23 protein-coding genes and 1 pseudogene are annotated in these 21,694 nt (G+C 71.2%); 13 read left to right on the top strand and 11 right to left on the bottom strand.

Going from position 1 to position 21,694, the window contains the following annotated elements:
* Window position 1: 1 nt before the first annotated feature.
* The 3 genes from CRT23_RS23335 to uraD all read right to left on the bottom strand — a co-directional run bounded on the left by CRT23_RS23335 (window position 2) and on the right by uraD (window position 1,539).
* Window positions 2-268 carry a hypothetical protein gene (locus CRT23_RS23335; protein WP_082513272.1) on the bottom strand — a complete coding sequence of 89 codons (267 nt, stop codon included), beginning with the start codon at window positions 266-268 and terminating at the stop codon, window positions 2-4.
* A gap of 38 nt (window positions 269-306) precedes the next feature.
* The gene (locus tag CRT23_RS23330) at window positions 307-504 is read right to left on the bottom strand and encodes a hypothetical protein (protein WP_103711984.1); all 198 of its coding nucleotides are present in this window, start codon (window positions 502-504) and stop codon (window positions 307-309) included.
* A gap of 153 nt (window positions 505-657) precedes the next feature.
* The gene (uraD, locus tag CRT23_RS23325; protein ID WP_103711983.1) at window positions 658-1,539 is read right to left on the bottom strand and encodes a 2-oxo-4-hydroxy-4-carboxy-5-ureidoimidazoline decarboxylase; all 882 of its coding nucleotides are present in this window, start codon (window positions 1,537-1,539) and stop codon (window positions 658-660) included.
* Window positions 1,540-1,703: 164 nt separating this feature from the next.
* On the opposite strand from uraD, the gene CRT23_RS23320 reads away from it, so the two are divergent.
* The gene (locus CRT23_RS23320; RefSeq protein ID WP_103711982.1) at window positions 1,704-2,084 is read left to right on the top strand and encodes a hypothetical protein; all 381 of its coding nucleotides are present in this window, start codon (window positions 1,704-1,706) and stop codon (window positions 2,082-2,084) included.
* A 293-nt stretch (window positions 2,085-2,377) separates the two neighbouring features.
* Entirely contained in the window at window positions 2,378-4,906 is a 2,529-nt protein-coding gene (locus CRT23_RS23315) for an EAL domain-containing protein (protein ID WP_181017437.1), read from the top strand.
* Here the strand turns inward: CRT23_RS23315 and CRT23_RS23310 are convergent.
* Window positions 4,897-6,861, bottom strand: a complete 1,965-nt coding sequence (locus CRT23_RS23310; RefSeq protein WP_103711980.1) for an alpha/beta hydrolase domain-containing protein — start codon at window positions 6,859-6,861, stop codon at window positions 4,897-4,899. The genes CRT23_RS23315 and CRT23_RS23310 overlap by 10 nt on opposite strands.
* A gap of 250 nt (window positions 6,862-7,111) precedes the next feature.
* Between CRT23_RS23310 and CRT23_RS23305 the strand changes: the two genes are divergently transcribed.
* The 3 genes from CRT23_RS23305 (at window position 7,112) to CRT23_RS23295 (ending at window position 9,968) form a co-directional block, all read left to right on the top strand.
* Window positions 7,112-8,422 carry a nucleobase:cation symporter-2 family protein gene (locus tag CRT23_RS23305; RefSeq protein ID WP_245436515.1) on the top strand — a complete coding sequence of 437 codons (1,311 nt, stop codon included), beginning with the start codon at window positions 7,112-7,114 and terminating at the stop codon, window positions 8,420-8,422.
* 34 nt (window positions 8,423-8,456) lie between these two features.
* Window positions 8,457-9,299: a factor-independent urate hydroxylase gene (pucL, locus tag CRT23_RS23300; protein WP_103711978.1), complete on the top strand. Its 843-nt coding sequence runs from the start codon at window positions 8,457-8,459 to the stop codon at window positions 9,297-9,299.
* A 417-nt stretch (window positions 9,300-9,716) separates the two neighbouring features.
* The gene (locus tag CRT23_RS23295; RefSeq protein ID WP_103711977.1) at window positions 9,717-9,968 is read left to right on the top strand and encodes a hypothetical protein; all 252 of its coding nucleotides are present in this window, start codon (window positions 9,717-9,719) and stop codon (window positions 9,966-9,968) included.
* 183 nt (window positions 9,969-10,151) lie between these two features.
* Here the strand turns inward: CRT23_RS23295 and CRT23_RS23290 are convergent, their stop codons facing one another.
* The 7 genes and pseudogenes from CRT23_RS23290 to puuE all read right to left on the bottom strand — a co-directional run.
* Complete coding sequence (locus CRT23_RS23290) at window positions 10,152-10,631, bottom strand: flavin reductase (RefSeq protein ID WP_103711996.1); 480 nt, start codon at window positions 10,629-10,631, stop codon at window positions 10,152-10,154.
* Window positions 10,632-10,765: 134 nt separating this feature from the next.
* Window positions 10,766-11,545, bottom strand: a complete 780-nt coding sequence (gene rutD, locus CRT23_RS23285; protein WP_103711976.1) for a pyrimidine utilization protein D — start codon at window positions 11,543-11,545, stop codon at window positions 10,766-10,768.
* 6 nt (window positions 11,546-11,551) lie between these two features.
* Entirely contained in the window at window positions 11,552-11,941 is a 390-nt protein-coding gene (gene rutC, locus CRT23_RS23280) for a pyrimidine utilization protein C (RefSeq protein ID WP_055958262.1), read from the bottom strand.
* Between the two features lie 303 nt (window positions 11,942-12,244).
* Complete coding sequence (rutB, locus tag CRT23_RS23275) at window positions 12,245-12,997, bottom strand: pyrimidine utilization protein B (protein ID WP_103711975.1); 753 nt, start codon at window positions 12,995-12,997, stop codon at window positions 12,245-12,247.
* Window positions 12,997-14,154, bottom strand: coding sequence for a pyrimidine utilization protein A (gene rutA, locus CRT23_RS23270; RefSeq protein ID WP_103711974.1), 1,158 nt, complete (start codon window positions 14,152-14,154; stop codon window positions 12,997-12,999). Before rutA ends, rutB begins: the two co-directional genes overlap by 1 nt.
* A 255-nt stretch (window positions 14,155-14,409) precedes the next feature.
* Window positions 14,410-15,060: an HTH-type transcriptional regulator RutR gene (gene rutR / locus CRT23_RS23265; protein ID WP_103711973.1), complete on the bottom strand. Its 651-nt coding sequence runs from the start codon at window positions 15,058-15,060 to the stop codon at window positions 14,410-14,412.
* 15 nt (window positions 15,061-15,075) lie between these two features.
* A pseudogene (puuE, locus tag CRT23_RS23260) lies at window positions 15,076-15,969 on the bottom strand (allantoinase PuuE); the annotation flags it as partial.
* A 206-nt stretch (window positions 15,970-16,175) separates the two neighbouring features.
* Here puuE and CRT23_RS23255 point away from each other — a divergent pair.
* The 8 genes from CRT23_RS23255 to ureG are packed head-to-tail and all read left to right on the top strand — an operon-like array spanning window position 16,176 to window position 21,559.
* Entirely contained in the window at window positions 16,176-16,796 is a 621-nt protein-coding gene (locus CRT23_RS23255) for an urease subunit gamma (RefSeq protein WP_103711972.1), read from the top strand.
* A gap of 53 nt (window positions 16,797-16,849) precedes the next feature.
* Window positions 16,850-17,128, top strand: coding sequence for an AbrB/MazE/SpoVT family DNA-binding domain-containing protein (locus tag CRT23_RS23250; protein ID WP_181017436.1), 279 nt, complete (start codon window positions 16,850-16,852; stop codon window positions 17,126-17,128).
* The gene (locus CRT23_RS23245) at window positions 17,125-17,526 is read left to right on the top strand and encodes a type II toxin-antitoxin system VapC family toxin (RefSeq protein ID WP_103711970.1); all 402 of its coding nucleotides are present in this window, start codon (window positions 17,125-17,127) and stop codon (window positions 17,524-17,526) included. Before CRT23_RS23250 ends, CRT23_RS23245 begins: the two co-directional genes overlap by 4 nt.
* A 21-nt stretch (window positions 17,527-17,547) precedes the next feature.
* Window positions 17,548-19,275 (top strand): urease subunit alpha, encoded by a 1,728-nt coding sequence (gene ureC / locus CRT23_RS23240; protein ID WP_055958280.1) that lies wholly within the window; start codon window positions 17,548-17,550, stop codon window positions 19,273-19,275.
* A 6-nt stretch (window positions 19,276-19,281) separates the two neighbouring features.
* Complete coding sequence (locus tag CRT23_RS23235; protein ID WP_103711969.1) at window positions 19,282-19,665, top strand: DUF29 domain-containing protein; 384 nt, start codon at window positions 19,282-19,284, stop codon at window positions 19,663-19,665.
* Between the two features lie 49 nt (window positions 19,666-19,714).
* Complete coding sequence (locus tag CRT23_RS23230) at window positions 19,715-20,254, top strand: urease accessory protein UreE (RefSeq protein WP_055958285.1); 540 nt, start codon at window positions 19,715-19,717, stop codon at window positions 20,252-20,254.
* The gene (locus CRT23_RS23225; protein WP_103711968.1) at window positions 20,247-20,921 is read left to right on the top strand and encodes an urease accessory protein UreF; all 675 of its coding nucleotides are present in this window, start codon (window positions 20,247-20,249) and stop codon (window positions 20,919-20,921) included. Before CRT23_RS23230 ends, CRT23_RS23225 begins: the two co-directional genes overlap by 8 nt.
* A gap of 23 nt (window positions 20,922-20,944) precedes the next feature.
* Window positions 20,945-21,559: an urease accessory protein UreG gene (ureG, locus tag CRT23_RS23220; protein ID WP_055958291.1), complete on the top strand. Its 615-nt coding sequence runs from the start codon at window positions 20,945-20,947 to the stop codon at window positions 21,557-21,559.
* The last annotated feature ends 135 nt before the right edge of the window (window positions 21,560-21,694 follow it).

Genomic DNA, 21,694 nt, shown 5'->3' with positions numbered 1-21,694 from the left:
GTCAGGGGCGTCCGGCCGGTGGCGGAGGCGCCTCGCCGCCGCGCACCGGTCTCTCCTCGACCGGAACGCCCCCGGCCCGGGGCGGCACCGGGATCGCGTCGCCGCTGCGGATCGCCTCGGCCTCGTTGCGGGGGCCGGCCCGCCCCTCGGTTCCCCCCGGGGCGGTGGCCCCCTCCATGCCGGCGGGCGCGCCGACGCTCTGGGCCAGGGCCGGGCCGGCAAGGCCGAGGGAGAGGCTGAGGCTGAGAAGGCTGAGCACACGGATCATGCGGTCTGGTCTCCTGAAGGCGGGTGGTCGAGGCGGGTTCAACGGGGGCGGCGGTGGGGCACCGACCGATCGCGGATCTGATGCCGGTGGCGGAGGGCGGTGCGGCCGCGCAGGCCGCCGGGGGCCGTGATCCGGGGCTGGCCCCCCGGCGCGATCAGGGTGCCCTGCGCCCGGGCGGCCGGGGCGAGCGCCAGGAGACCTGCCGCGAGCAGCGCTGCGGCGCACCCCCGCGCCATCAGGCTCCGAACCGAAAATCGAGGCGTCAAATCCCATCCTCCCTGCGACCCGCTTGGCTGGGCGTCGATCAAGTTGCAGGCAAAGGACATGCCGGAGCGAACTGATATCACAAGGCTTTGTCGGATCGCGACGCTGCGGCTGCCTCGGGCCGGTCAGCTGCCACGATAGGTCTGGTAGCTCCAGGGGCTCGCCACCAGGGGCACATGGTAATGCCCTTCCGGATCGGCGACCCCGAAACGCAGCGTGATGCTGTCGAGGAAGGGAGGTTCGGGCAGGCCCGGACAGGTGGCGCGGAAGTGATCGCCGATGCGGAAGCGCAGCTCGTAGGCAGCCACCGGAACGGGGCGTCCGCCGATCAGCGGCTCGTCCGTGCGCCCGTCGGCGTTCGTCACCGTGCGGGCCACCCGGACGGTCTCGGTCTCCGAGACCCATTCGTGGAGTTCCAGCGGGATTCCCGGCGCCGGTCGGCCCGCCACGGTGTCGAGGACGTGGGTGGAGATCCGGCCCGTGACGCGGGGCGCGCCCGGCCCGCTCACCAGGGTGCCGAGGCGAAGGGCGGCGATGCGGTACACCTCTGCGAGGGCGGTCCGGCGCTCGGTCTCCGGGTCGGCGGCGAGGCGTGCCTGGACGGTGCGCAGCAGCGAGGCGCGGCCATGGCGCCTGACGCAGAGGATGAACGGGAACCCGAAGGTCCGGCCATAGGCCGCGTTCAGCGCCGCGAAGCGCTCGCCTTCCGCCTCCGAGAGCCGATCGAGGCCGGCGGCCGCCGGCTCGGCGGCGGAATCGGGGGCGATCGTGCCGGCGCGGGCCGCACGCCCGGCGAGCCCGGGGTGGTCGGTGAGAAGGGCGTGGCGGGCCGCCTCCGGCGCGGCCTCGACCGCCCCCTGCAGGGCAGCGAGCAGGGCCTCGACGGTGGGAAACGGCCGCTGTGCGGCGGCAGCCTCGGCGACCCAGGGCGCGTGCTCGAACACGCCCCCGAGGGCGGCGACGAACGCGCCGTGCGGGGCCTGGTTCAGGGCGTCGAGGGTCGGCATCGCGGATCCATCCTGCGCAGGGCGGGGGCCGCGGAAGCCATAGCAGGCAGCGGGCCATCCGGCGCGGGCGCGTGGCGGCGCAAGGATCGCCAGGCGTGCGAAAATGTGGTCTGGCCGGCGCTCCCGCCCGCTCGATGGATGCCGGACGGACAGCGAGGCCAGCCATGATCCGCAAGACGCACCTCCCGCCCGACGCGACGCTGATCCAGGTCGCGGGCGATCTCGCCGAGCCCGAGGAGTACCTGCGCCGGCTCCTCGGGAACATGCGGTTCTGCCAGAAGCGGCATGGCGACGCCCTGGTGCGGATCGGGGTGACCGGGAAGGGCAAGGGCGGGGGCAAGGGTGGGGGGCTGAGCCCCTCCTACCGGATCGACTACCGGGTGGACGGGGTCGAGACGGTCTTCAACGGCTTCGGCGGCACCTCGCACAGCGCCTTCACCGAAACCAACGTTCGCGAGACGAACTGGAGCCGGGCCCACGCGACGATCCAGGAGGTCCAGCGACTCTACGACGACCTGCGCAAGGGCTCGCCCCGCGCGCCTTGAGCCTGCCCGAGAGCCCGGCCGTCGCATCCCGGACCGACTTCGGGGGAAGGACGGATCGGCATCCGGCGATACTGTATGACTTCATACAGTCGAAGACTCGGTATGTGAGGTGAAAGCGAGCCGGTTGTTGGATTCAACACCAAGCGTTCGGATGTTTTGGGTCGATTAAAGGTTGCGTGTCAGATTTCGCGGACGAGAGATCCGTGAGTGTGATGAGAATGGCTGGAGTGTCGCCGTCTCGGAGTGAGCCCGTAGCTGTCGAGGTCTTTGGCCAACCTGCGCCGGACCCGCAGTTGGACGCCGTATGCCGGACGGCGGCTGCGCTCTTCGGCGTTCGCTACGCCTTCGTCTCGCAATTGGACGGGGCCTGTCAGTGGTTCCTCGGCCGCGAGGGCCTGATCCTTCCGGGGACGCAGCGGGAGATCGCGTTCTGCGCCCACACGATCCGCGGCGCGGCGCATGTGCCCCTGGTCGTGCTCGATACCCGTCGCGACCGACGCTTCGCCGCCAACCCGCTGGTCACGGGAGCGCCGTTCCTGCGCTTCTATGCCGGCGTGTCGATCGCGCTGGGCGACGGTACCCATGCCGGCACCGTCTGCATTGCCGACACCGTTCCGCGCACCGGCTTCAGTGCGGCCGAGGGCCGTCGCCTGTCCGACCTCGCCCTCTTCGTCGAGGCGACCCTGCGGGGGCGCGCCGCCCAGTCGGAGGCACGGCAGGCGCACCATCGGGCCGAGGCATCGGACACCCTCCTCCGCACGACCCTGGAAAGCATGGATCAGGGTCTGCTGATGACCGATGCCGCGGACCGGATCCGGGTCTACAACCGCCGCGTGGCGACCCTGATGGGCGTGCCGGAGGCCCTCCTCTACGACGGCGCGCCCTTCGCGACGGTCCGTGCCCACCAGGCGGCGTCCGGCGAGTTCGCCCACCTGCCCGACCCCCTGCGGGCCTGGCTGGAGCACGGCGCACCGGAGGCCCGCATCTACGATTACGAGCGTGTCCGCCCCGATGGGACCGTGCTCCAGGTCCGCACCCTGCCCCTGCCCCAGGGCGGCCTCGTGCGGACCTTCACCGACGTGACGGCACGCCGGACCGCGGAGAGCGCCCTGCGCGCCAGCGAGGGGCGCTATCGACTCCTCGCCGAGAATTCCAACGACGTCATCGTCCTCGGCGATATCGCCATGCGCTGCCTCTACGTCTCGCCCGCCGTGCGGACGGTCCTCGGCTACGAGCCGGAGGACCTCGTCGGAACCACCGCGGCCGCGTTCTGCCACCCCGATGACGCCGCGGCCCTGACGGAGCACTGGTCGCAGCTGACGGCCGGCCGGGAGGGCCGGTTCGTCGCCTGCCTGCGGCATCGTCACAAGGCGGGTCACTACGTCTGGATCGAGGCCTCCGTCCGCGTCCTGCCGGATGCGCAGGCGGAGGACCGGATCACCTTCGTGGCGACCCTGCGCGACGTCAGCGCCCGGCGTGAGGCCGAGGAGCGGGTCCGGCACATGGCGCTGCACGACGCCTTGACCGGCTTGCCGAACCGGACGCTGTTCCGCGACCGCCTGGACCAGGCGATCGCCCATGCGCGCCGGGTTCGGACCGGCTTCGCGGTGCTGGCCTGCGACCTCGATCGCTTCAAGGCCGTCAACGACAGTCTCGGCCATCCGGCCGGCGATGCGTTGCTGCGCATCGTCGCCGCGCGGATGCGCGCGGTCCTGCGGCCCTACGACACCATCGCCCGTCTCGGCGGCGACGAATTCGCCGTCGTGCTCACCTATCTCGACGAAGCGCGGGAGGCGTCCTGCCTCGCGGAGCAGCTGATCGCGGCGGTGAGCGAGCCGATCGATCTCGACGGGCAGAGCGTCGAGGTCGGCGTCAGCATCGGCCTGACGGTCGCGGCGGATCTGGACTGTGACCCGGACGAGCTGTTCCAGCGCGCCGACATCGCCCTCTACGAGGCCAAGGCGGCGGGGCGGAACACCTATCGGGAATTCGAGCCCGATGCGGGGGCGCGGATCGCCACGCGGGGTCTCCTCGCCCTCGACATGAAGGAAGCGATCCGCCGCGATGCCTTCCGTCTCGCCTACCAGCCCGTCGTCGATGCCGCGACGGGGACGGTGGTGGGCTTCGAGGCCCTGATGCGCTGGCGCCATCCCGTTCAGGGCGAGATCGCGCCCGGCGCCTTCATTCCCCTCGCGGAGGAGACGGGCCTGATCGTGCCCATGGGCTCCTGGGCCCTGCAGGAGGCTTGCCGGGAGGCGGCGGCCTGGCCCGCGCCGATCCGCGTCGCGGTGAACGTCTCGGCGGTGCAGTTTCGGCGCCCGGGCCTCGAGGCCGCTGTGCTGTCGGCCCTGGCCGCGAGCGGCCTCCCGGCGAACCGCCTCAAGCTGGAGGTGACCGAGAGCGTCCTGATGCAGGATGCCGAGGCGGTCCTGGCCTGCCTGCACCGCTTGCGGGGCTGCGGCGTCAAGATCGCCCTCGACGATTTCGGCACCGGCTACTCCTCCCTGAGCTACCTGCGCCGCTTCCCCTTCGACCAGATCAAGATCGACCGCTCTTTTATCCGCGACATCGCCGATCCGGATGCCGCCGCGATCGTGCGGGCGGTGGTCGGCATCGGCGAGCGTCTGGGCATGGGCATCGTCGCCGAGGGCGTCGAGACGCCGGAGCAGCTCGACCTCGTGCGCCGGGAAGGCTGCACGCAGGTCCAGGGCTTCCTGTTCAGCCGGCCGCTGCCGCCGGGGGAGGCGGCCGCCTACATCGCGGCCCGCGCCGACCGGGCCGGACCGTCATCGGGGCAGCGCGTGGCCGCCGCTCAGGGCTGAGCCTCCGCCGCACGGGCTGCCGCGACGAGGCGCTCCGCGTCCTCCTTCAGAAGCAGCCGCTCCGCCACCAGGCCGTCCGCGGCGCGGGCGACTGCCGCGGTCCGGTCGCCCCGGGTCGGATAGCGCTCGGCCAGGGAGCGGCGCGGGTCCCCCTTCGCCTCGCGCTCCGCCCGGGTCTCGGCCAGGGGCAGCCGACTGCCCTCCCGGTCGCAGAGCTCGCCGGCCGGGAAGGGCTCCGCGTAGAGGTTCCAGCCGGTCTGGGTCGCGAGCGGAGCGGCGACGTCGGGCAGGCGGATGCCGGCGATCTCGTGGCCGTCGGCATCGACCTTCGGCACCAGGGGGCGGTATTGCGGACCGCTCTCCGGATGGGGATCGAGGGCGCTGGCGAAGCGGGCGATCGCGTTCGGGGCATCCGGCAGGCGCAGGCCCGGGATGTAGGGAAACCCGGTCTCCGCGGCCGGCACCAGCGTCCCGTCCGCCAGATTCGGCACGCGGCTCGGCGGCGGCGCGACGCCGCGGGCGACCCAGTCCTCCAGGGCGACCAGGAGGGCGCGCAGGGCCGGGGCGGGGCTCAGGGTGTTGCGCGGATGGAGGCACGGCCCGCGGGCCGCGCTCAGGCCGGCGCGCCCATAGTGGAATCCGCTGGAGACGAGATAGGCCCGGGCGGTGTCCGGCAGGGCGATGTCGGTTTGGCCCAGGGGATCGGTGGTGAGGAGCGAGGCGCCCTTCTGCCAGTACTCGGTGCTGGTGTTGACCTCCATCAGCAGCGGGTCGAACCCGTCCCCGCGCAGCAGCGAGCCGGTCCGGCCCGTGACGGGATCGTGCTGGGTCGCGGCCGTAAACGGGAAGGCGTTCTCAGGATAGAGATGGTCCTCGTGCTGGGTGTTGGTGCGCGAGGGCTGGCCGAAGCGGGCATTGAGATACACCCCGCCGATTCCGGAGATGTGCAGCAGCATCCCGTCGAAGACGCGCCGGCCATCCTCGTCCTGGTTGAAGCCCTGGTGGATGTAGTCCCGCAGGAAGCGGCCGCTCTGGGAGATGCCGAGGGCGACCGCGTGGCGGATCGCGCCGCCGGCCGGGTTCTCGGACGAGGCCGGTCCGCGGAGATGGGCGACGACGTCCCGGGTGGCCGCGAAGCCGATGCCGAGCACCTTCGGGTTCGCCGCCGGGTAGGTCAGGGTGTAGAGCGTCCCGGGTTCCGGCTTGACGGTGGCGGGCAGGAGGCGGAGTTCGCCGGACCCGGCGAAGGTCCAGGCGTCGTCCGGGACGCGGCGCGGCGTGTCCGCCTCCCGGCGGCGCACGGTGAGGCGGGCGCCGGCCTTGTCGGCGTTCGCCGCCTTGAAGGTGAGGAAGAACGGCGCCTCCGGCGGCCCCCGGGTAGCGCTGACGAGCTCGTCGCGCACGGTCTCGACGATGGGCGCCCCGCCCTGCGTCGCCACCGGGACGTCGATGGCCATGCCGCCCTGCTGGCGCAGGGCCTCCGCCTCCCATCCGGACCAGACCACGGTGTCGCCCCGGCGCAGGACCAGGGCGGTACCCGCATCCTGGGCGGTGCGCGGATCGTTCACCGCCTGGGCTGCCTGCGGGGGCGCGTCGAGGACCCAGTTGAACAGGAACTTCCGGCCGCGGTTGAGCACCTCGTAGAGCAGCGTGCCGCTGGCGCGGGCCGGATCCTTCGGCCGGAGCATGAAGATGTCGGTGCTGTATTCCACGAGGCCGCGCGCGTTTCGGGGTGCCCGTATGAGGTCGACAATCCCGGCGTTGCGCGGGTCGGCCGGGTCGAGCTCCCCGCGCGCGACGCCGATCACCCGCTCATAGGCGCCGGCCTCGCCGAAGCTCTGGCCGTCGGCGAAGGGCTCGACGGTCCGGATCTCGATGGCGGTGACCCGGGCCAGAGCCGGCTGGGCGAGGCCCGCGCAGAAGAGCGCGCCCACGAGAGCGGTGGTCCTGACCATGTGCCTGTTCCTCACCCAACCAGCGTCAAGCCGCGCTGTTGGGCCGGATCTTACACCGGACCGGCGCGCGGTCGAGGGCGCGCTGCCGGGCAACGATCGGCCGGATAACGATGGACCGGGATGGCACGTGGTTTGCGGACCCCGGGACCGGCAGCCCCCCGGGGCTCGCGGGACGGGGGACCGACGCGTGGATCACGGCTCTGCTCAGACCAGCCCGGCCCAGACCGCCCCGCCCACCCGGGTTCCCCCGGTGGCCCTCGGTTTGCTCGCCCTGCAGCACGTCCTGGTGATGTATGCCGGGGCCGTGGCGGTGCCCCTCATCGTCGGGCGCGCCCTCGGGCTGCCGCCCGAGCAGGTGGCGCTGCTGGTGAGCGCCGACCTGTTCGCCTGCGGCCTCGCCACCCTGATCCAGAGCTGGGGCCTGCCCGGCATCGGCATCCGCATGCCGGTGATGATGGGCGTGACCTTCGCGGCGGTGACGCCGATGATCGCCCTGGGCACCAACCCGACCCTCGGGCTCCCGGGCATCTACGGCGCCGTGCTCGTCGCGGGCCTGTTCGCCCTCCTCGCCGCGCCCCTGGTGGGGCGCCTGCTGCCCCTGTTCCCGCCGGTGGTGACGGGCACCGTCATCCTGGTGATCGGCATCTCGCTGATGCGGGTCGGCGTGAACTGGGCCGCGGGCGGGCTCGGAAACCCACGCTACGGCGCCCTGCTCTATCTCGGACTCGCGCTGTTTGTCCTCCTCGTCATCCTGGGCCTGACCCGGTACGCTCGCGGCTTCGTCGCCTCGGCCTCGGTGCTGATCGGCATCGTGGTCGGTATGGCGGCGGCGGGGGCCTTCGGCCTCGTCGACCTGTCGCGGGCGGCGGCGGCGCCGTGGTTCGACGTGGTGCGGCCCTTCGCCTTCGGGGCGCCGCGCTTCGACCTGGTGGCCAGCCTCACCCTCTGCCTCGTCATGGTGGTGGTGATGATCGAATCCACGGGCATGTTCCTCGCGCTCGCCGAGATCACGGGCGAGACCGTGGACGAGGCGCGCCTGATCCGGGGCCTGCGCGCCGACGGCCTCGGCACCGTGCTCGGCGGCGTGTTCAACACCTTCCCGTACACCGCGTTCTCGCAGAACATCGGCCTCGTCGGCGTCACCGGCGTGCGCTCGCGCTGGGTCGCGGTGATCGGCGGCGTCGTGATGCTGGTCCTCGGCCTGATCCCGAAGCTCGCCGCCCTGGTGGAGGCCGTGCCGCCCTGCGTCCTCGGCGGCGCCGGGCTCGTCATGTTCGGCATGGTGGCGGCCACCGGCACGCGCATTCTCGGCACGGTGGATTTCGCCGCCAACCGCAACAACCTCTTCATCGTCGCGGTGTCGGTGGGCTTCGGCCTGATCCCCCTGGTGGCGCCCGCCTTCTTCAAGCAGATGCCCGACGTGCTGCATCCGCTGCTGGAATCCGGCATCCTCCTCGCCGCCCTGTCGGCCGTGAGCCTGAACCTGTTCTTCAACGGGCTCGGCGGCCGGGCGGGCGCCCGGGCCGCGGCGGCCCGCCTCGCCCACGCCGCCGAGGCGTGAGAGCCTCGCGTCCCATCACCGGAGGAGACCCATCATGGCGCTGACGCAGGCACGCTACGGCAAGGGCCGCGTGCGGGTGCTCCGGCTCGCCCGGGCGAGCGCCCGCCACGCGGTGCGCGAACTCACCCTCACGGTGCTGCTGGAGGGGGCGTTCGGCGCGTCCTGGACGGCGGCCGACAACCGGCAGGTCATCGCCACCGACAGCATCAAGAACATCGTCAACGTCACGGCCGCCCAATACGTCGAGGCCGAGACCGAAGCCTTCGTCGGCCACGTCGCCGCCCTGTTCCTGGAGCGCTACCCCCAGGTCGCGGCCGTCACCATCGAGGCCCTGGAGACGCGCTGGCTGCGCCGGATGGTGAACGGCGCGCCGCATCCCCACACCTTCACCCTCGACGGCAACGGCCAGCCCTTCGTCCGGCTGGTGGCCGACCGGGACGGGTCGGTGCTGCAATCGGGCCTGCGCGGCTACACCCTGATGAAGACCACCGAATCCGGCTGGGCCGACTTCGTCGACGACGCGTTCCGCACCCTGCCGGACACCGAAGACCGCATCTGCGCCACCAGCATGGATGCGACCTGGACCTGGACGGCGCCGCCGGACGATCCCACGGCGGCCAACGCCGGCATCCTCGACACGATGATCACGGTCTTCGCCACCACCTACAGTGCCGGCGTCCAGGACAGCATGTACCGGATGGGCGAGGCGGTGCTGGCCGCCCGGCCGGACATCGCCGAGATCCACTTCGCGATGCCCAACAAGCACTACATCCCGATGAACCTCGCGCCGTTCGGCATCCCCCATGGCGGGCAGGTCTTCCTGCCCACCGACGAGCCGCACGGCCAGATCGAAGCCAGCATCGGCCGCATCGGCTGACGGGCGGTCACCCTCCCCCGAAGCCCGGAGGGCCGGATCGGCGGGCGGTTTCGCACCAGGGGCTCCTTCACCCCGCCACGGGTCGAGCCCAGATCCGGAGGGGCGCCCCGGCGGCGCACGATCCGGGGGCGATCCCACGTGCCGTGCCGCACCTGCGAATCGAGACGCGTGCCAAAACCTGCCGACGGCCGTCGAAATCTTCGGCCTTCCGGCAAGCTATTGATTTCGCAAGAAAAATCGTGACACGTCAGATCTGCCGACGGGGCGAAGTCTTTAAATATGACGGCGTTACCCGCCTTCACTGCACAGAGAACAAGCAAGTCTTGGTGTCTCGCGCGGCAGACATGCACAAATTCTAGGAACTCGGCGGGGGTGCTTCGCGTCTCCCCGGCACTCGTACGTTCTAGGATGTCCGCCATGACGCATCGCCATCTCACCGCCGCCCTCGCCGTTGCTCTCGGCCTGTCCGCCTCGGGCGCCCTTGCGCAGAGCTACAACGCCCCCGCGGGCATCCCCGCCGCCGTGGCGCCGGGCGGCCTCGCCGGCCAGGCGGCCGCGCGCAACCTCGATGAGCTGCGCGACAGCCGCGCCCGGGCCGTCGTGCCGCGGGGCTACGGGGACGAGATCACCACCGGTTCGGTCCGGGCCCGTCGCAACGATCGCTGGTAAATCCCGCCCGCTTCCGGGCGCCGCGCGCAACGAAGGCCGGCCTTCTCGAAGGGGAGCGCCGGCCTTCGTCGTTTCATGCTGGGCCTCGGTTCATGCCGGGCCTCGGTTCATACCGGGCCTCGGTTCATGCCGAGCCCGGTTTCGCGCCGGGCCCGGCCAGGAACGCGGCGGTTGAAGACGGCGTCAGGCCGCGGCCTCGCGCGGGGGCGCCGCGCCGAGCGGCACCGTGTGATAGCCCCGGTCGGCGTAGACGAGCCCGTGCCCGTCGCCCGGCTCGGCGAGCGCCACGACCTCGCAATAGAGCACGTCATGGGTGCCCACCGGGTGACGGGCGACGATGCGGCAATCGAAGGCCGTCAACGCCCCGAGGAGGGCGGGCGCTCCGGTAACCAGGGTGGTCCAGGTGCCGGCCTCGAAGCGTACCGCCATCGGCGTGCGTCCCCCGAAGGCCGCGGCGACCCCGGATTGATCGTGCGCCAGGGTGTTGACGCAGAGGCCCGCATTGGCGCTGACCGCCGCGTAGGCGGAGGACGACCGGTTGATGCAGACCAGCAGGGTCGGCGGCCCGTCGCTCACGCTGCACACCGCCGAGGCGGTGAAGCCGGCCCGGCCGCCCGCGCCATCGGTGGTGACGAGATGGACGGCGCTGGCCACGCGCGCCATGGCGCCGCGGAAGGCGTCGGCTGCCACAGGGAGGGCATGGGCCACCACGGGCAGGGCGTCGGCCTCGACGGTAAAGGCGTCGGCCTCGACGGAAGAAAGCGCCGCTTGGCTCGGCCGCGTCTGGCTCACGGGGATCACTCCTGTCGGTCGAGGAACGCCACGAGCGTCCGGTTGAAGGCGTCGGCGCGGGTGACGCTGTGCGCGTGGCCGCCGCTGGGGACCCGGTCGAGGTGCGCGTTCGGGAGCCCGCGCGCAAGGTCTTCCGAGCACAGATAGGGCACCAGGACGTCGTCGTCCGCCGCCATCACCAGGGTCTCGTGCGGGAGGTCCGGGAGATCCACCGTCAGGTCGAAGGCCTCGAGGGCGGCGATCCGGGCGAGGACGGTCTCGCGGCCGGGGAACTGCGCCAGGGCATGCGCCTCGTCCTCGGCCACCCGGGCGGCATTCTGCGAGAGCCACGGGGCCGGGTAGAGGAAGATCGCCTGCGCCCGGACATAGGCCTCGGGGCTCTCCGCCAGCAGCAGCTTCCGGGCGGCAAAGCAGCGCTTCGTGGCGGAATCCGCCTTCGCCCAGCCGTTGACCACGGCGAGGCGGCCGACGCGCTCCGGGGAGGTCCGGGCGAGTTCGAGGCCGATCAGGCCCCCGAGGGCGTGCCCGACGACGTCGCAATGTTCGACCCCGCAGGCGTCCATCACCGCCAGGGCGTCCCGGGCCATGGCGGCGATGTCGTGGCCAGGCTCCAGGCTTCCACCCGAGCGACCGGTGCCGCGGTGGTCGTAGGTGATGACGCGGAACCGCGCGGTCAGCGCCGCCATCTGCGGCGCGAAGTAGGCGGCCGAGCCGCCGAGGCCCGGCGAGAGCAGGACGGTGCGGTCGCCGTTGCCGTGGACGGCATGGTGGAGCGATCCGGCCATGCTGCCTCAGGCCCCGCCCACATGCGCCACCGAGGCGATCTCCACCAGGGCGTCGGGCTTCACCAGGCCGCACTGGATGCAGTAGCGCGCCGGCTTCTCGCCGGGGAAGTACTCGGCATAGACCGCGTTGATGGCGGCGTAGTCGGCCCAGTCCTTGAGGAAGACGTGGTTGAAGGTGACGTCGTCCATGCTGCCTCCGGCGGCGGTGACCACGCCCTTGATCGTCTCCAGCACGTGCCGGGTCTGGGCGGCGGCGTCGCCCACGTGCACGACGTTGGCCTCCGCATCGAGGGGCAGCGTGCCCGAGACGTAGAGCACGCCGTCCGCCAGGGTGCCGGGGACGTAGGGCGCCAGCGGCTTGCCGGTGCCGGGCGGGATGATCGCGGTCTTGGGCATCGTCGGGGGCTCCTGGGCTACGTCAGCGTGGGATCGTTTCAGATGTCCTGGTGGAACCGGGACGCACGATGGGATGGGGGATGAGGAAGGGGGCCCGCGTTCCGCGAGGTCCTGCAGGTTCGGCTGGCGTCCCGGGACGCCCTGCCAGGTTGCCCTGCCAGATGCCCTGTCAGGTCTCGCTGGGGCGCGGGTTCTTCCCTCCCCCTTCGCCGAGCCGTCCCTCTCGCCACACCGAGAGGGACCCGTGTGCGCGGCCTTCCCGCCCGTGCGCCGACACGCCCGCACCGGGAGGAGCGGGCCGCCCTATTCGGCCGCCGCCGTTCGTCGAAGGTCCGGCCCGAGGGCCGCCTCGAAGGCTGCGACGTCCGAGACCCAGCCGAAGAAGGTCTCGATGTTGGCGAGTGCCCCCGCCTGCAGGGCCGGCGGGCCGGCCTGATGGGTGGCGTCGGCCAGCACGATGCCGAAATATTCGAGGAAGAAGCCGTCGCGCAGGGTCGATTCCACGCAGACGTTGGTGGCGATGCCGGTGAAGACCAGGGTGCGGATCCCGGCCGCGCGCAGCAGGCTGTCGAGCTGGGTGTTGTAGAAGCCGCTGTAGCGCGGCTTGCCCAGCACGATGTCGCCGGGCTCGGGCCTGAGGGCATCCACCAGGGCGTAGTCCCAGGTGCCCCGGGCGAGCAGGCGTTCGTTCATCCCGGGCCGGGCCCGCATGGTCTTGAGGGCGTTGGACTTGTGCCAGTTCGGCGAACCCGGGCCTCCGGCCTCGACGTAGTCCGGGTCCCAGCCGTTCTGGAACCAGACGATCCGGATCCCGGCCGCCCGCGCCGCCCGCACCGCCCGGGCGATCTGCTCTACCACCGGCCCCGTGCCGGAGACGTCGAAGCCGGCGAGATCGAGGTAGCCCCCCGGCGTCGTGTAGGCGTTCTGCATGTCGACGACGATGAGCGCGGTGGCGGATCCGTCGAAGGCGATAGGTTCCGGCCGGGCCGCCAGGGTGATGCCGCCCTGGCGGCCCTGCGGATCGGTATAGCCGGCTGGCCTGGTGATGCCGTCCATCACGCCACCTGCGCCATCGGCTCGGCCGACGCGTCAGCCCCGGCTTGGATGTGCGCGCGGCTCGTCATCAGGGGCTGGATGCGGGTGCCGTAGGCGTCGAGGCCCGCGAGGAAGTCGTCGAACACCAGGAGCACGCCCTCGGTGCCCGGGACCGTGGCGACCTCGTCGAGCATCCGCGCCACCTCGGCATAAGAGCCCACCAGCGTGCCCATGTTGATGTTCACGGCCGAGGTCGGGTCGGTCATCTGGCGCACGTTGGTGTCGGACCCCGACTTGGTGTCGGCGGCGCCCTGGATCCCGAGCCAGGCGATCGCCTCCTGGTCGGCGCCGGCCTTGTAGTGCTCCCAGGTGGCCCGGGCCGCCTCGTCGGTCTCGTCGGCGATGACCATGAACAGCACGTAGGAGGAGACGGCGCGCCCCGTCGCCGTCGTTCCCTTCGCCGCCGTTCCCGTCGCGGCCCTTCCCATCGCAGCCTTGGCGGCTTCCAGCCGCTCCACCGTGGGGGCGAAGGCGGTCGGCGTGTTCACCCCCTTGCCGAAGCAGAAGTTGTAGTCGGCGTAGCGGGCCGTGAACTCCATGCCGGCATTGGACTGGCCGGCGCAGATGATCTTCATCTCGGCCTGCGGGCGCGGGCTGAGGCGGCAATCGTCCATCTGGAAGAATTCGCCCTTGCGGTCGCAGACCCCGGTCTCCCACAGGTCGCGCAGCACCTGCGCGTATTCCGAGAGGTACTCGTAGCGGCGCGAAAAATACTCGTCCCCGGGCCACAGGCCCATCTGAGCGTATTCCGGCCGCTGCCAGCCGGTGACGAGGTTGAGGCCGAAGCGCCCGTTCGAGATCGAATCGATGGTCGCGGCCATCCGCGCCGTGATGGCGGGGGGCATGCACAGGGTGGCGGCCGTGGCGAACAGCTTGATCCGGCTGGTCACGGCCGCCAGCCCCGCCATCAGGGTGAAGGATTCGAGGTTGTGGTCCCAGAACTCGGTCTTGCCGCCGAAGCCCCGCAGCTTGATCATCGACAGCGCGAAGTCGAGCCCGTAGCCCTCGGCCTTCAGAACCACCTGCTTGTTCAGTTCGAAACTCGGCTTGTACTGCGGCGCGTTCTCCGACAGCAGCCAGCCGTTGTTTCCGATCGGGATGAAGACGCCGACATTCATGGCAACCTCGTTCGCGCGGGTAGAACCCGCTGTCAGGCGGGACTCCGACGAAGACATGACCCTGACAAAACCAGTCCAGGGCGCTTCGGGATGGCGGCGGAGACTGTCGATCGTCTCCGGTCTCCACGATCCAACCCCATTCGGACCGGATGGTCAAACTCTCGCGAGGGGGTTTTCGGGCGCTTGCCTAAACTCTCTCCGTTCTGCCGGCCGTTTGGGCGCCTCCTGCCCAGGGCGGCAGCGGATCGCGCCGGGTCAGCGCAGGCCGAGGCCGGCCAGGATCAGGGCCTGGGTGCTGGCGACCGTGCGCTCGAAGAAGTCCGGGTCGTCGAGGCCCCGCCTCGTGACGGCCTCCACCTGCACGGCGAAGTCGGCATAGTGCTGGGTGATCGCCCAGATCGAGAAGATCAGGTGATGCGGGTCGTGCGGGCCGATCCGCCCGGCCGCGCTCCAGCCCCGGATGATCGCGGCCTTGGCTTCGACGAGGTCGCGCAGGGAGCCCTCGAGCTCCGGGCGCAGCAGGGGGGCGCCCTGGACGATCTCCAGGCAAAACAGCCGCGAGGCCTGGGGCGCGTCCCGCGACAGGGTGAGCTTGGCGCGGATGTAGCCCCGGAACGCCGCGGCCGGTTCGCTGTCGGCGTCGAAGGCCTGGAGCGGATCGAGCCAGACCGTCAGCACCCGGCGCAGCACCGCGACGTAGAGCGCCTCCTTCGAGGGGAAGTAGTAGAGCAGGTTGGTCTTCGAGAGCCCGGCCCGCTCGGCGATGCCCTCCACGCTGGCCCCGTGCAGCCCGAGGCCCGAGAACAGCGCGAGCCCCGCATCAAGGATGGCCACGCGCCGCGCCTCCCCGTCCTTGCGGCGGCGGCGGGCGGGCGGAGGGGCGGCGTCCGTGCGGATCTCGCGCATGGCGATGCCTCAGGCCGGCGGGTGGTGCCGGATCCAGTGCTCGGCGATGTCGATGCGGCGGGCGACCCAGACCTGGTCGTGGGCGGCGATGTGGTCGAGGAAGCGGACCAGCGCGCCGATTCGCCCGGGCCGGCCGACGAGGCGGCAATGCAGGCCCACCGACATCATCTTGGGCGCCTCCGCACCCTCGGCATAGAGGGCATCGAAGGTGTCGCGCAGGTAGGTGAAGAGGTGGTCGCCGGTGTTGAAGCCCTGGATGGCGGCGCATTTCATGTCGTTGGCATCCAGGGTGTAGGGCACCACGAGGCCACGGCCGCTGGGCTCGTCGATCCAGTACGGCAGGTCGTCGGCGTAGGAATCGGCAAGGTACGTCATCCCGGCCGCGATCCCGAGGTCGAGGGTGTGGGGCGAGGAGCGCCCGGTGTACCAGCCGCGCGGGCGCGCGCCCGTGATCTCGGTGTGGATGCGGATCGCCTCGTCCATGTGCGCCTTCTCCTCGGCGCGGGTGAAGTCGCGGTAGTCGATCCACTTGAGGCCGTGGCAGGCGATCTCCCAGTCCGCTTCCTTCATGGCCGCGGCGACGTCCGGGTGGCGGGCGAGCGCGGTGGCGACCGCGAAGGCGGTCACGGGGATCTTTCGCGATTGGAACAGCCGCCAGAGCCGCCAGAACCCGGCCCGCGACCCGTACTCGAACAGGGATTCGAGGCTCATGTGGCGCTGGCCCGGCCAGGGCTGCGCCCCGACGATCTCGGACAGGAAGGCCTCGGAGGCCGCATCCCCGTGCAGGATGCAGTTCTCGCCGCCCTCCTCGTAGTTCAGCACGATCTGCACCGCGATGCGCGCGCCGTCCGGCCAGCGCGGATGCGGCGGATTGCGGCCGTAGCCGACGAGGTCGCGGGGATAGGTCAACGGCCGGCCCTTGGAGTGGGGTGAGGTCGACTCCGCTGTTCGGCCGGGGCCCGCATCCTGTCAACCGGAGGGCGGCCCGCGTCGCGCTTGCGCTCGCTCTCCAGGGATGCATCCATGCGCGCCGCGTTCCCGGCGCGCGGCCCCGCCGCGCACGGTCCTTGCCTTCCCGGGTCCGACACGTCCGCGCCCAACCTCCGAGGTCCCCCGTGCTCCTGACCCCACGCGAAAAGGACAAGCTCCTCCTCGCCATGGCCGCACAGGTGGCCCGCAACCGGCTCAGCCGCGGGGTGAAGCTGAACTATCCCGAGGCGGTGGCGCTGATCAGCGACTTCGTGGTCGAGGGCGCCCGGGACGGGCGCTCGGTCTCGGAGCTGATGCAGGCCGGCGGGCACGTGCTCAGCGCCGAGCAGTGCATGGACGGCATCCCCGAGATGATCCACGACATCCAGGTCGAGGCGACCTTCCCGGACGGCACCAAGCTCGTGACCGTACACCACCCGATCCGGGGCGCGGCCTCGGCCGAGGTGCCCGGCACCGTGACCACCCTGCCGGGCGAGATCGTCTTCAACGAGGGCGCTCCCCGCACCCTCCTGTCGGTGTCCAACGTCGGCGACCGGCCGATCCAGGTCGGCTCGCACTACCACTTCTACGAGGTCAATCCCGGCCTGACCTTCGAGCGCGAGAAGGCCCGCGGCCAGCGCCTCGACATCGCCCCCGGCACGGCGGTGCGCTTCGAGCCGGGCGTGACCCGCGAGGTCATGCTGGTGCCGCTGGGCGGAGGCCGCACCGTCTACGGGTTCCGCGGCGACGTGATGGGAGCGCTCTGATCGACACGGCCATGGTAGACATCAGGCGGATCATCGAAGTTGAGGAGTCGCGCGTGCAACGGTTCGCGGTGACGGTGACAGCGAAGGGGCAGGTCACGCTGCCAGCCGAATTCCGGCGTGCGATCAACGCCGTGGCCGGCGACCGCCTATCGCTCGTCGTCGGCGACGATGGCAGCGCCGTCTTGAGGAAGGACACCGACGACCTGTGTTCGATGCAGGCGATCGCCCGCCGGGCCCGGGACGCGGCCGGCCGGGCCGAAGCTGGGACCGGAGCGGACCCGGTCGGCGACTACCTCGTCGCCGAGGACGAGCGCACGAAGTCGGGCCGATGATTGGAATCGACACCAACATCCTGCTGCGTCACACCCTCGCCGACGATGCTGCGCAGTCGCCTCTGGCGAGCGCGTTCCTGATCGACCCGGCGCGACTTGCAGAGCCGGCCGTCATCAATCCCGTCGTGCTGGTGGAGTTTGTCTGGACGCTGGCGCGGCGCGAGCGCTTCGGCAAGGCAGACATCCTCGCTCTGCTCGATGTTCTCGTCAGTTCGCCCCGGATCGCTTTCACCGACGAGCGTGCGGTCATTGCCGCCATCGAGAACTGGCGCGCCGGCAGCGCCGATTTCCCGGATTATCTCATCGGTCACCTCAACCGGCAGGCGGGTGCCTCCACCACGATGACCTACGATCAAGTTGCCGCGCGCGAGGCAGTCTTCTCACACCTTTCGGCCTGATCAGAGGCGCAAGGATACCCGATGTCCAACATGCCCCCCCGCGCCGCCCTCCCCCGCGCCGCCTATGCCGACATGTTCGGCCCCACCACCGGCGACCGCATCCGGCTCGCCGACACGTCGCTGGTGATCGAGGTGGAGCGCGACCACACCACCTACGGCGAGGAGGTGAAGTTCGGCGGCGGCAAGGTCATCCGCGACGGCATGGGCCAGTCCCAGGTCACCAACCAGGACGGTGCCGTCGACACCGTCATCACCAACGCAGTGGTCCTCGACCATTGGGGCGTGGTGAAGTGCGACGTCGGCCTGGTGAAGGGCCGGATCGCCAAGCTCGGCAAGGCCGGCAACCCGGATATCCAGCCGGGCGTCGACATCGTGGTCGGACCCGGCACCGAGGTCATTGCCGGGGAAGGCAAGATCCTCACGGCCGGCGGCTTCGACAGCCACATCCACTACATCTGCCCGCAGCAGATCGACGAGGCCCTGTGCTCGGGCGTCACCACCATGCTGGGCGGCGGCACCGGCCCGGCGCACGGCACCTTCGCCACCACCTGTACCCCGGGACCGTGGCACCTCGCCCGGATGATCGAGGCGGCGGAATCGTTCCCGATGAACCTCGCCTTCGCGGGCAAGGGCAACGCCGCGCGGCCCGAGAGCCTCGTCGAGATGATCCGGGCCGGGGCCTGCGCCCTCAAGCTGCACGAGGACTGGGGCACCACCCCGGCCGCCATCGACACCTGCCTGACGGTGGCCGACCTGTACGACGTGCAGGTGATGATCCACTCCGACACCCTCAACGAATCCGGCTTCGTCGAGGACACGATCAAGGCCTTCGCGGGGCGGACCATCCACGCCTTCCATACCGAGGGGGCGGGCGGCGGCCACGCGCCTGACATCATCAGGGTGGCGGGGCTGGCCAACGTCCTGCCGTCCTCGACGAACCCGACGCGGCCCTACACGAAGAACACCATCGACGAGCATCTCGACATGCTGATGGTGTGCCACCACCTCGACCCGGCGATTCCCGAAGACCTCGCCTTCGCCGAGAGCCGCATCCGCCGCGAGACCATCGCGGCCGAAGACATCCTGCACGACATCGGCGCCCTCTCGATGATGTCGTCGGACAGCCAGGCCATGGGCCGGGTCGGCGAGGTCATCATCCGCACGTGGCAGACGGCGGACAAGATGAAGCGCCAGCGGGGCGCCCTGCCCGGCGACGCGAGCGGCAACGACAACCTGCGCGCCCGCCGCTACGTGGCGAAGTATACCATCAACCCCGCCATCGCACACGGCGTCTCGGCCCATATCGGCTCGGTGGAGCCGGGCAAGCTCGCCGACCTCGTGCTGTGGACGCCGGCCTTCTTCGGGGTGAAGCCCGACCTCGTGATCAAGGGGGGCGCCATCGCCACGGCGCCGATGGGCGATCCCAACGCCTCGATCCCGACGCCCCAGCCGGTGCATTACCGCCCGATGTTCGGGTCCTTCGGCCGGGTGCCCTTCGCCACCGCCCTGACCTTCGTTTCGAAGGCCGCGATCGAGGACGGGCTCGGCGAGCGCCTCGGGCTGCAGAAGCGCCTCGTCGCCGTCGAGAACGTCCGCGGCGGCATCTCGAAGAAGAGCATGATCCTCAACGACGCGACGCCCGACATCGCGGTCGACCCCGAGACCTACGACGTCCGCGCCGACGGCGAACTCCTGGTCTGCGAGCCCGCCGAGGTGCTGCCGATGGCGCAGCGATACTTCCTGTTTTGAGGTCGGATGCGTTCGACGCCCGCGGAGTCCCCCCTGTCCAAGGCTGCCGTCAGCCCATCCCAGGGTCACGACCTCTCCGAGACCGACCTCTACCTGTGGACGCAGGATCAGGCCGCCCTGCTCCGCGCGAAGCGACGGCAGGACATCGACTGGCACCACCTTGCCGAGGAAATGCAACGCCTTCGGATCGAAGGTCGTCTCGACGTCAGCCCGAGCCTCCGGGCCTGGCCGGAGACGGTTCTGTCGAAGGCCTGTCACCTGGGGCGCGTTCGCGCAGCGGACGAGACCGGGCTGGCGGAACAGGCCTGTCCGCCGGCTTGTCCCTATACCCTGGCGCAGATTCTGGACGACAGCGTCTATCCGGGGGCCCTCGAGCCCCGCTTCACCTGATGAGCCCTGCCCGACCCATGACCGCCCGCACCGTATCGTCCCACGCCCCATGATCCGCGCCACGAAAGTCCTGCGCCGCGACGCCCTCTCCGGCGAGATCGTCGACCGCATCGTTCTCGACCACGGCGACCGGCATCGCCGGCGCATGGCCATGCGCACGGTGGGCGGCCTGTCCTTCCTCCTCGACCTGCCGGAGCCCGCGATCCTCGACGACGGCGACGCCCTGGTGCTGCAGGATGGGCGGCTGGTCTGGGTCGAGGCCGCGCCGGAGCCGTTGCTGGAGATCCGCGCCCCCGACGACCACGCCCTGAAGCGCCTGATCTGGCACATCGGCAACCGGCACATCCCGGCCGAGATCGGGGCCGACGCGGTCTATATCGCCTTCGACCACGTGCTCGCCGAGATGGTGCGGGGTTTGGGCGGCAGCGCCGAGGCGGTGGAGCGCCCGTTCCGGCCGGAGGGCGGCGCCTATGCGGGCGAGGCCGCGAGCCAGCACCATCACGGCCACCACCATCACGGCCATTCGCACGACGACCCCGCGCACCCCCACGACGGCCATCGCCACGACCCCGCGCACCCTCATGATTGAGGCCCTGCGCCTGATGGCGTGGCTGTCGCCGGGCTATCCGGTGGGCGCCTATGCCTACTCGCACGGGCTCGAAGGGGCGGTGGAGAGCGGCGAGGTCGGCGGCGAGGCCTCGCTCACGGACTGGCTCGCCGACGTGCTCGCACACGGCTCGGGCCGCAACGACCTCATCCTTCTCAGCCAGACCCATGCGGCGGCGCTGGCCGGGGATGCGCGGACGCTGGCCGAGCTCAACGACCTCGCCCTCGCCCTGGCCCCCTCGCGCGAGCTGCACCTGGAGACGAGCCAGCAGGGCCGCAGCTTCCTCGACGCCACCGTGGCGGCCTGGGGCACCGCTGACCTCGACCGCCTCGCCGCCCCCCTCGACGGGGCGGTGGCCTACCCGGTGGCCGTCGGCCTCGCGGCCGGTGCCCACCGGATGGCCCTGGCCCCGGTGCTCGCCGGCTTCGGCCTCGCCTTCCTGCAGAACCTCGTCTCGGCGGCCCTGCGCTGCGCACCCATCGGCCAGAGCGCGGGCACCCGGATCATCGCCGCGCTGACGCCGCGGGTGACGGCGCTCGCCGCCACGATCCCGGCCCTCGGGCGCGACGATCTCGGCAGCGCCACCCTGAACCTCGACCTCGGCTCGTTCCGGCACGAGACCCAGTATTCCCGGATCTTCCGCTCCTGAGGACACCTCTTGAGGACCCTGCGATGACCTCTCCCAACGGCCCCCTCCGCGTCGGCATCGGTGGCCCCGTCGGCTCCGGCAAGACCGCCCTGATGGAGCAGCTCTGCAAGCGCTTCCGCGACACCTACGAGATCTGCGCGATCACCAACGATATCTACACCAAGGAGGATGCCCGCCTCCTTACCGTGGCCGGCGCCCTGCCGGAGGAGCGGATCATGGGCGTCGAGACCGGCGGCTGCCCGCACACGGCGATCCGCGAGGACGCCTCGATCAACCTCGCGGCGGTGGCGGAGATGCGTCGGCGCTTCCCGAAGCTCGACCTCATCCTGATCGAGTCCGGTGGCGACAACCTCGCGGCCACCTTCTCGCCGGAGCTGGCCGACCTCACCCTCTACGTCATCGACGTGGCGGGGGGCGAGAAGATCCCCCGCAAAGGCGGCCCCGGAATCACCCGCTCGGACCTCCTCATCGTCAACAAGACCGACCTCGCACCCCTGGTGGGCGCCGATCTCGGGATCATGGAATCCGACACGAAGCGCATGCGCGGCGCCCGGCCCTACGTGTTCTCGTCCCTGCGCGACGGCCACGGGGCGGACGCCATCGCGCGCTTCGTGGTGGAGGCGGGCGGGCTGAGCTAGCCGGTCCGCCGGGCCTGGCATGACGAAGAGCCCGGATCGCTCCGGGCCCCTTTTTGGTCCGTCCGTTCGTGGCGGCCTCCGGCGCCGCTCAGGCGGCGCGCACGGTGGCCAGGAAGCGCTGGACCTCGGCGCTGA

This window comes from Methylobacterium sp. V23 (genome assembly GCF_002917135.1).
GTDB lineage: Bacteria > Pseudomonadota > Alphaproteobacteria > Rhizobiales > Beijerinckiaceae > Methylobacterium.
The sequence above is the reverse complement of the archived record's forward strand: the minus strand, read 5'-3'. Positions and strand labels throughout refer to the sequence as shown.

Excerpts from the sequence above, each read along its gene's own strand:
- CRT23_RS23335 (WP_082513272.1), bottom strand. The coding sequence starts at position 268 with ATGATCCGTGTGCTCAGCCTTCTCAGCCTCAGCCTCTCCCTCGGCCTT.
- CRT23_RS23330 (WP_103711984.1), bottom strand. The coding sequence starts at position 504 with ATGGCGCGGGGGTGCGCCGCAGCGCTGCTCGCGGCAGGTCTCCTGGCG.
- uraD (WP_103711983.1), bottom strand. The coding sequence starts at position 1,539 with ATGCCGACCCTCGACGCCCTGAACCAGGCCCCGCACGGCGCGTTCGTC.
- CRT23_RS23320 (WP_103711982.1), top strand. The coding sequence starts at position 1,704 with ATGATCCGCAAGACGCACCTCCCGCCCGACGCGACGCTGATCCAGGTC.
- CRT23_RS23310 (WP_103711980.1), bottom strand. The coding sequence starts at position 6,861 with ATGGTCAGGACCACCGCTCTCGTGGGCGCGCTCTTCTGCGCGGGCCTC.
- pucL (WP_103711978.1), top strand. The coding sequence starts at position 8,457 with ATGGCGCTGACGCAGGCACGCTACGGCAAGGGCCGCGTGCGGGTGCTC.
- CRT23_RS23295 (WP_103711977.1), top strand. The coding sequence starts at position 9,717 with ATGACGCATCGCCATCTCACCGCCGCCCTCGCCGTTGCTCTCGGCCTG.
- CRT23_RS23290 (WP_103711996.1), bottom strand. The coding sequence starts at position 10,631 with ATGGCGCGCGTGGCCAGCGCCGTCCATCTCGTCACCACCGATGGCGCG.
- rutD (WP_103711976.1), bottom strand. The coding sequence starts at position 11,545 with ATGGCCGGATCGCTCCACCATGCCGTCCACGGCAACGGCGACCGCACC.
- rutC (WP_055958262.1), bottom strand. The coding sequence starts at position 11,941 with ATGCCCAAGACCGCGATCATCCCGCCCGGCACCGGCAAGCCGCTGGCG.
- rutB (WP_103711975.1), bottom strand. The coding sequence starts at position 12,997 with ATGGACGGCATCACCAGGCCAGCCGGCTATACCGATCCGCAGGGCCGC.
- rutA (WP_103711974.1), bottom strand. The coding sequence starts at position 14,154 with ATGAATGTCGGCGTCTTCATCCCGATCGGAAACAACGGCTGGCTGCTG.
- rutR (WP_103711973.1), bottom strand. The coding sequence starts at position 15,060 with ATGCGCGAGATCCGCACGGACGCCGCCCCTCCGCCCGCCCGCCGCCGC.
- CRT23_RS23245 (WP_103711970.1), top strand. The coding sequence starts at position 17,125 with ATGATTGGAATCGACACCAACATCCTGCTGCGTCACACCCTCGCCGAC.
- ureC (WP_055958280.1), top strand. The coding sequence starts at position 17,548 with ATGTCCAACATGCCCCCCCGCGCCGCCCTCCCCCGCGCCGCCTATGCC.
- CRT23_RS23235 (WP_103711969.1), top strand. The coding sequence starts at position 19,282 with ATGCGTTCGACGCCCGCGGAGTCCCCCCTGTCCAAGGCTGCCGTCAGC.
- CRT23_RS23230 (WP_055958285.1), top strand. The coding sequence starts at position 19,715 with ATGATCCGCGCCACGAAAGTCCTGCGCCGCGACGCCCTCTCCGGCGAG.
- CRT23_RS23225 (WP_103711968.1), top strand. The coding sequence starts at position 20,247 with ATGATTGAGGCCCTGCGCCTGATGGCGTGGCTGTCGCCGGGCTATCCG.
- ureG (WP_055958291.1), top strand. The coding sequence starts at position 20,945 with ATGACCTCTCCCAACGGCCCCCTCCGCGTCGGCATCGGTGGCCCCGTC.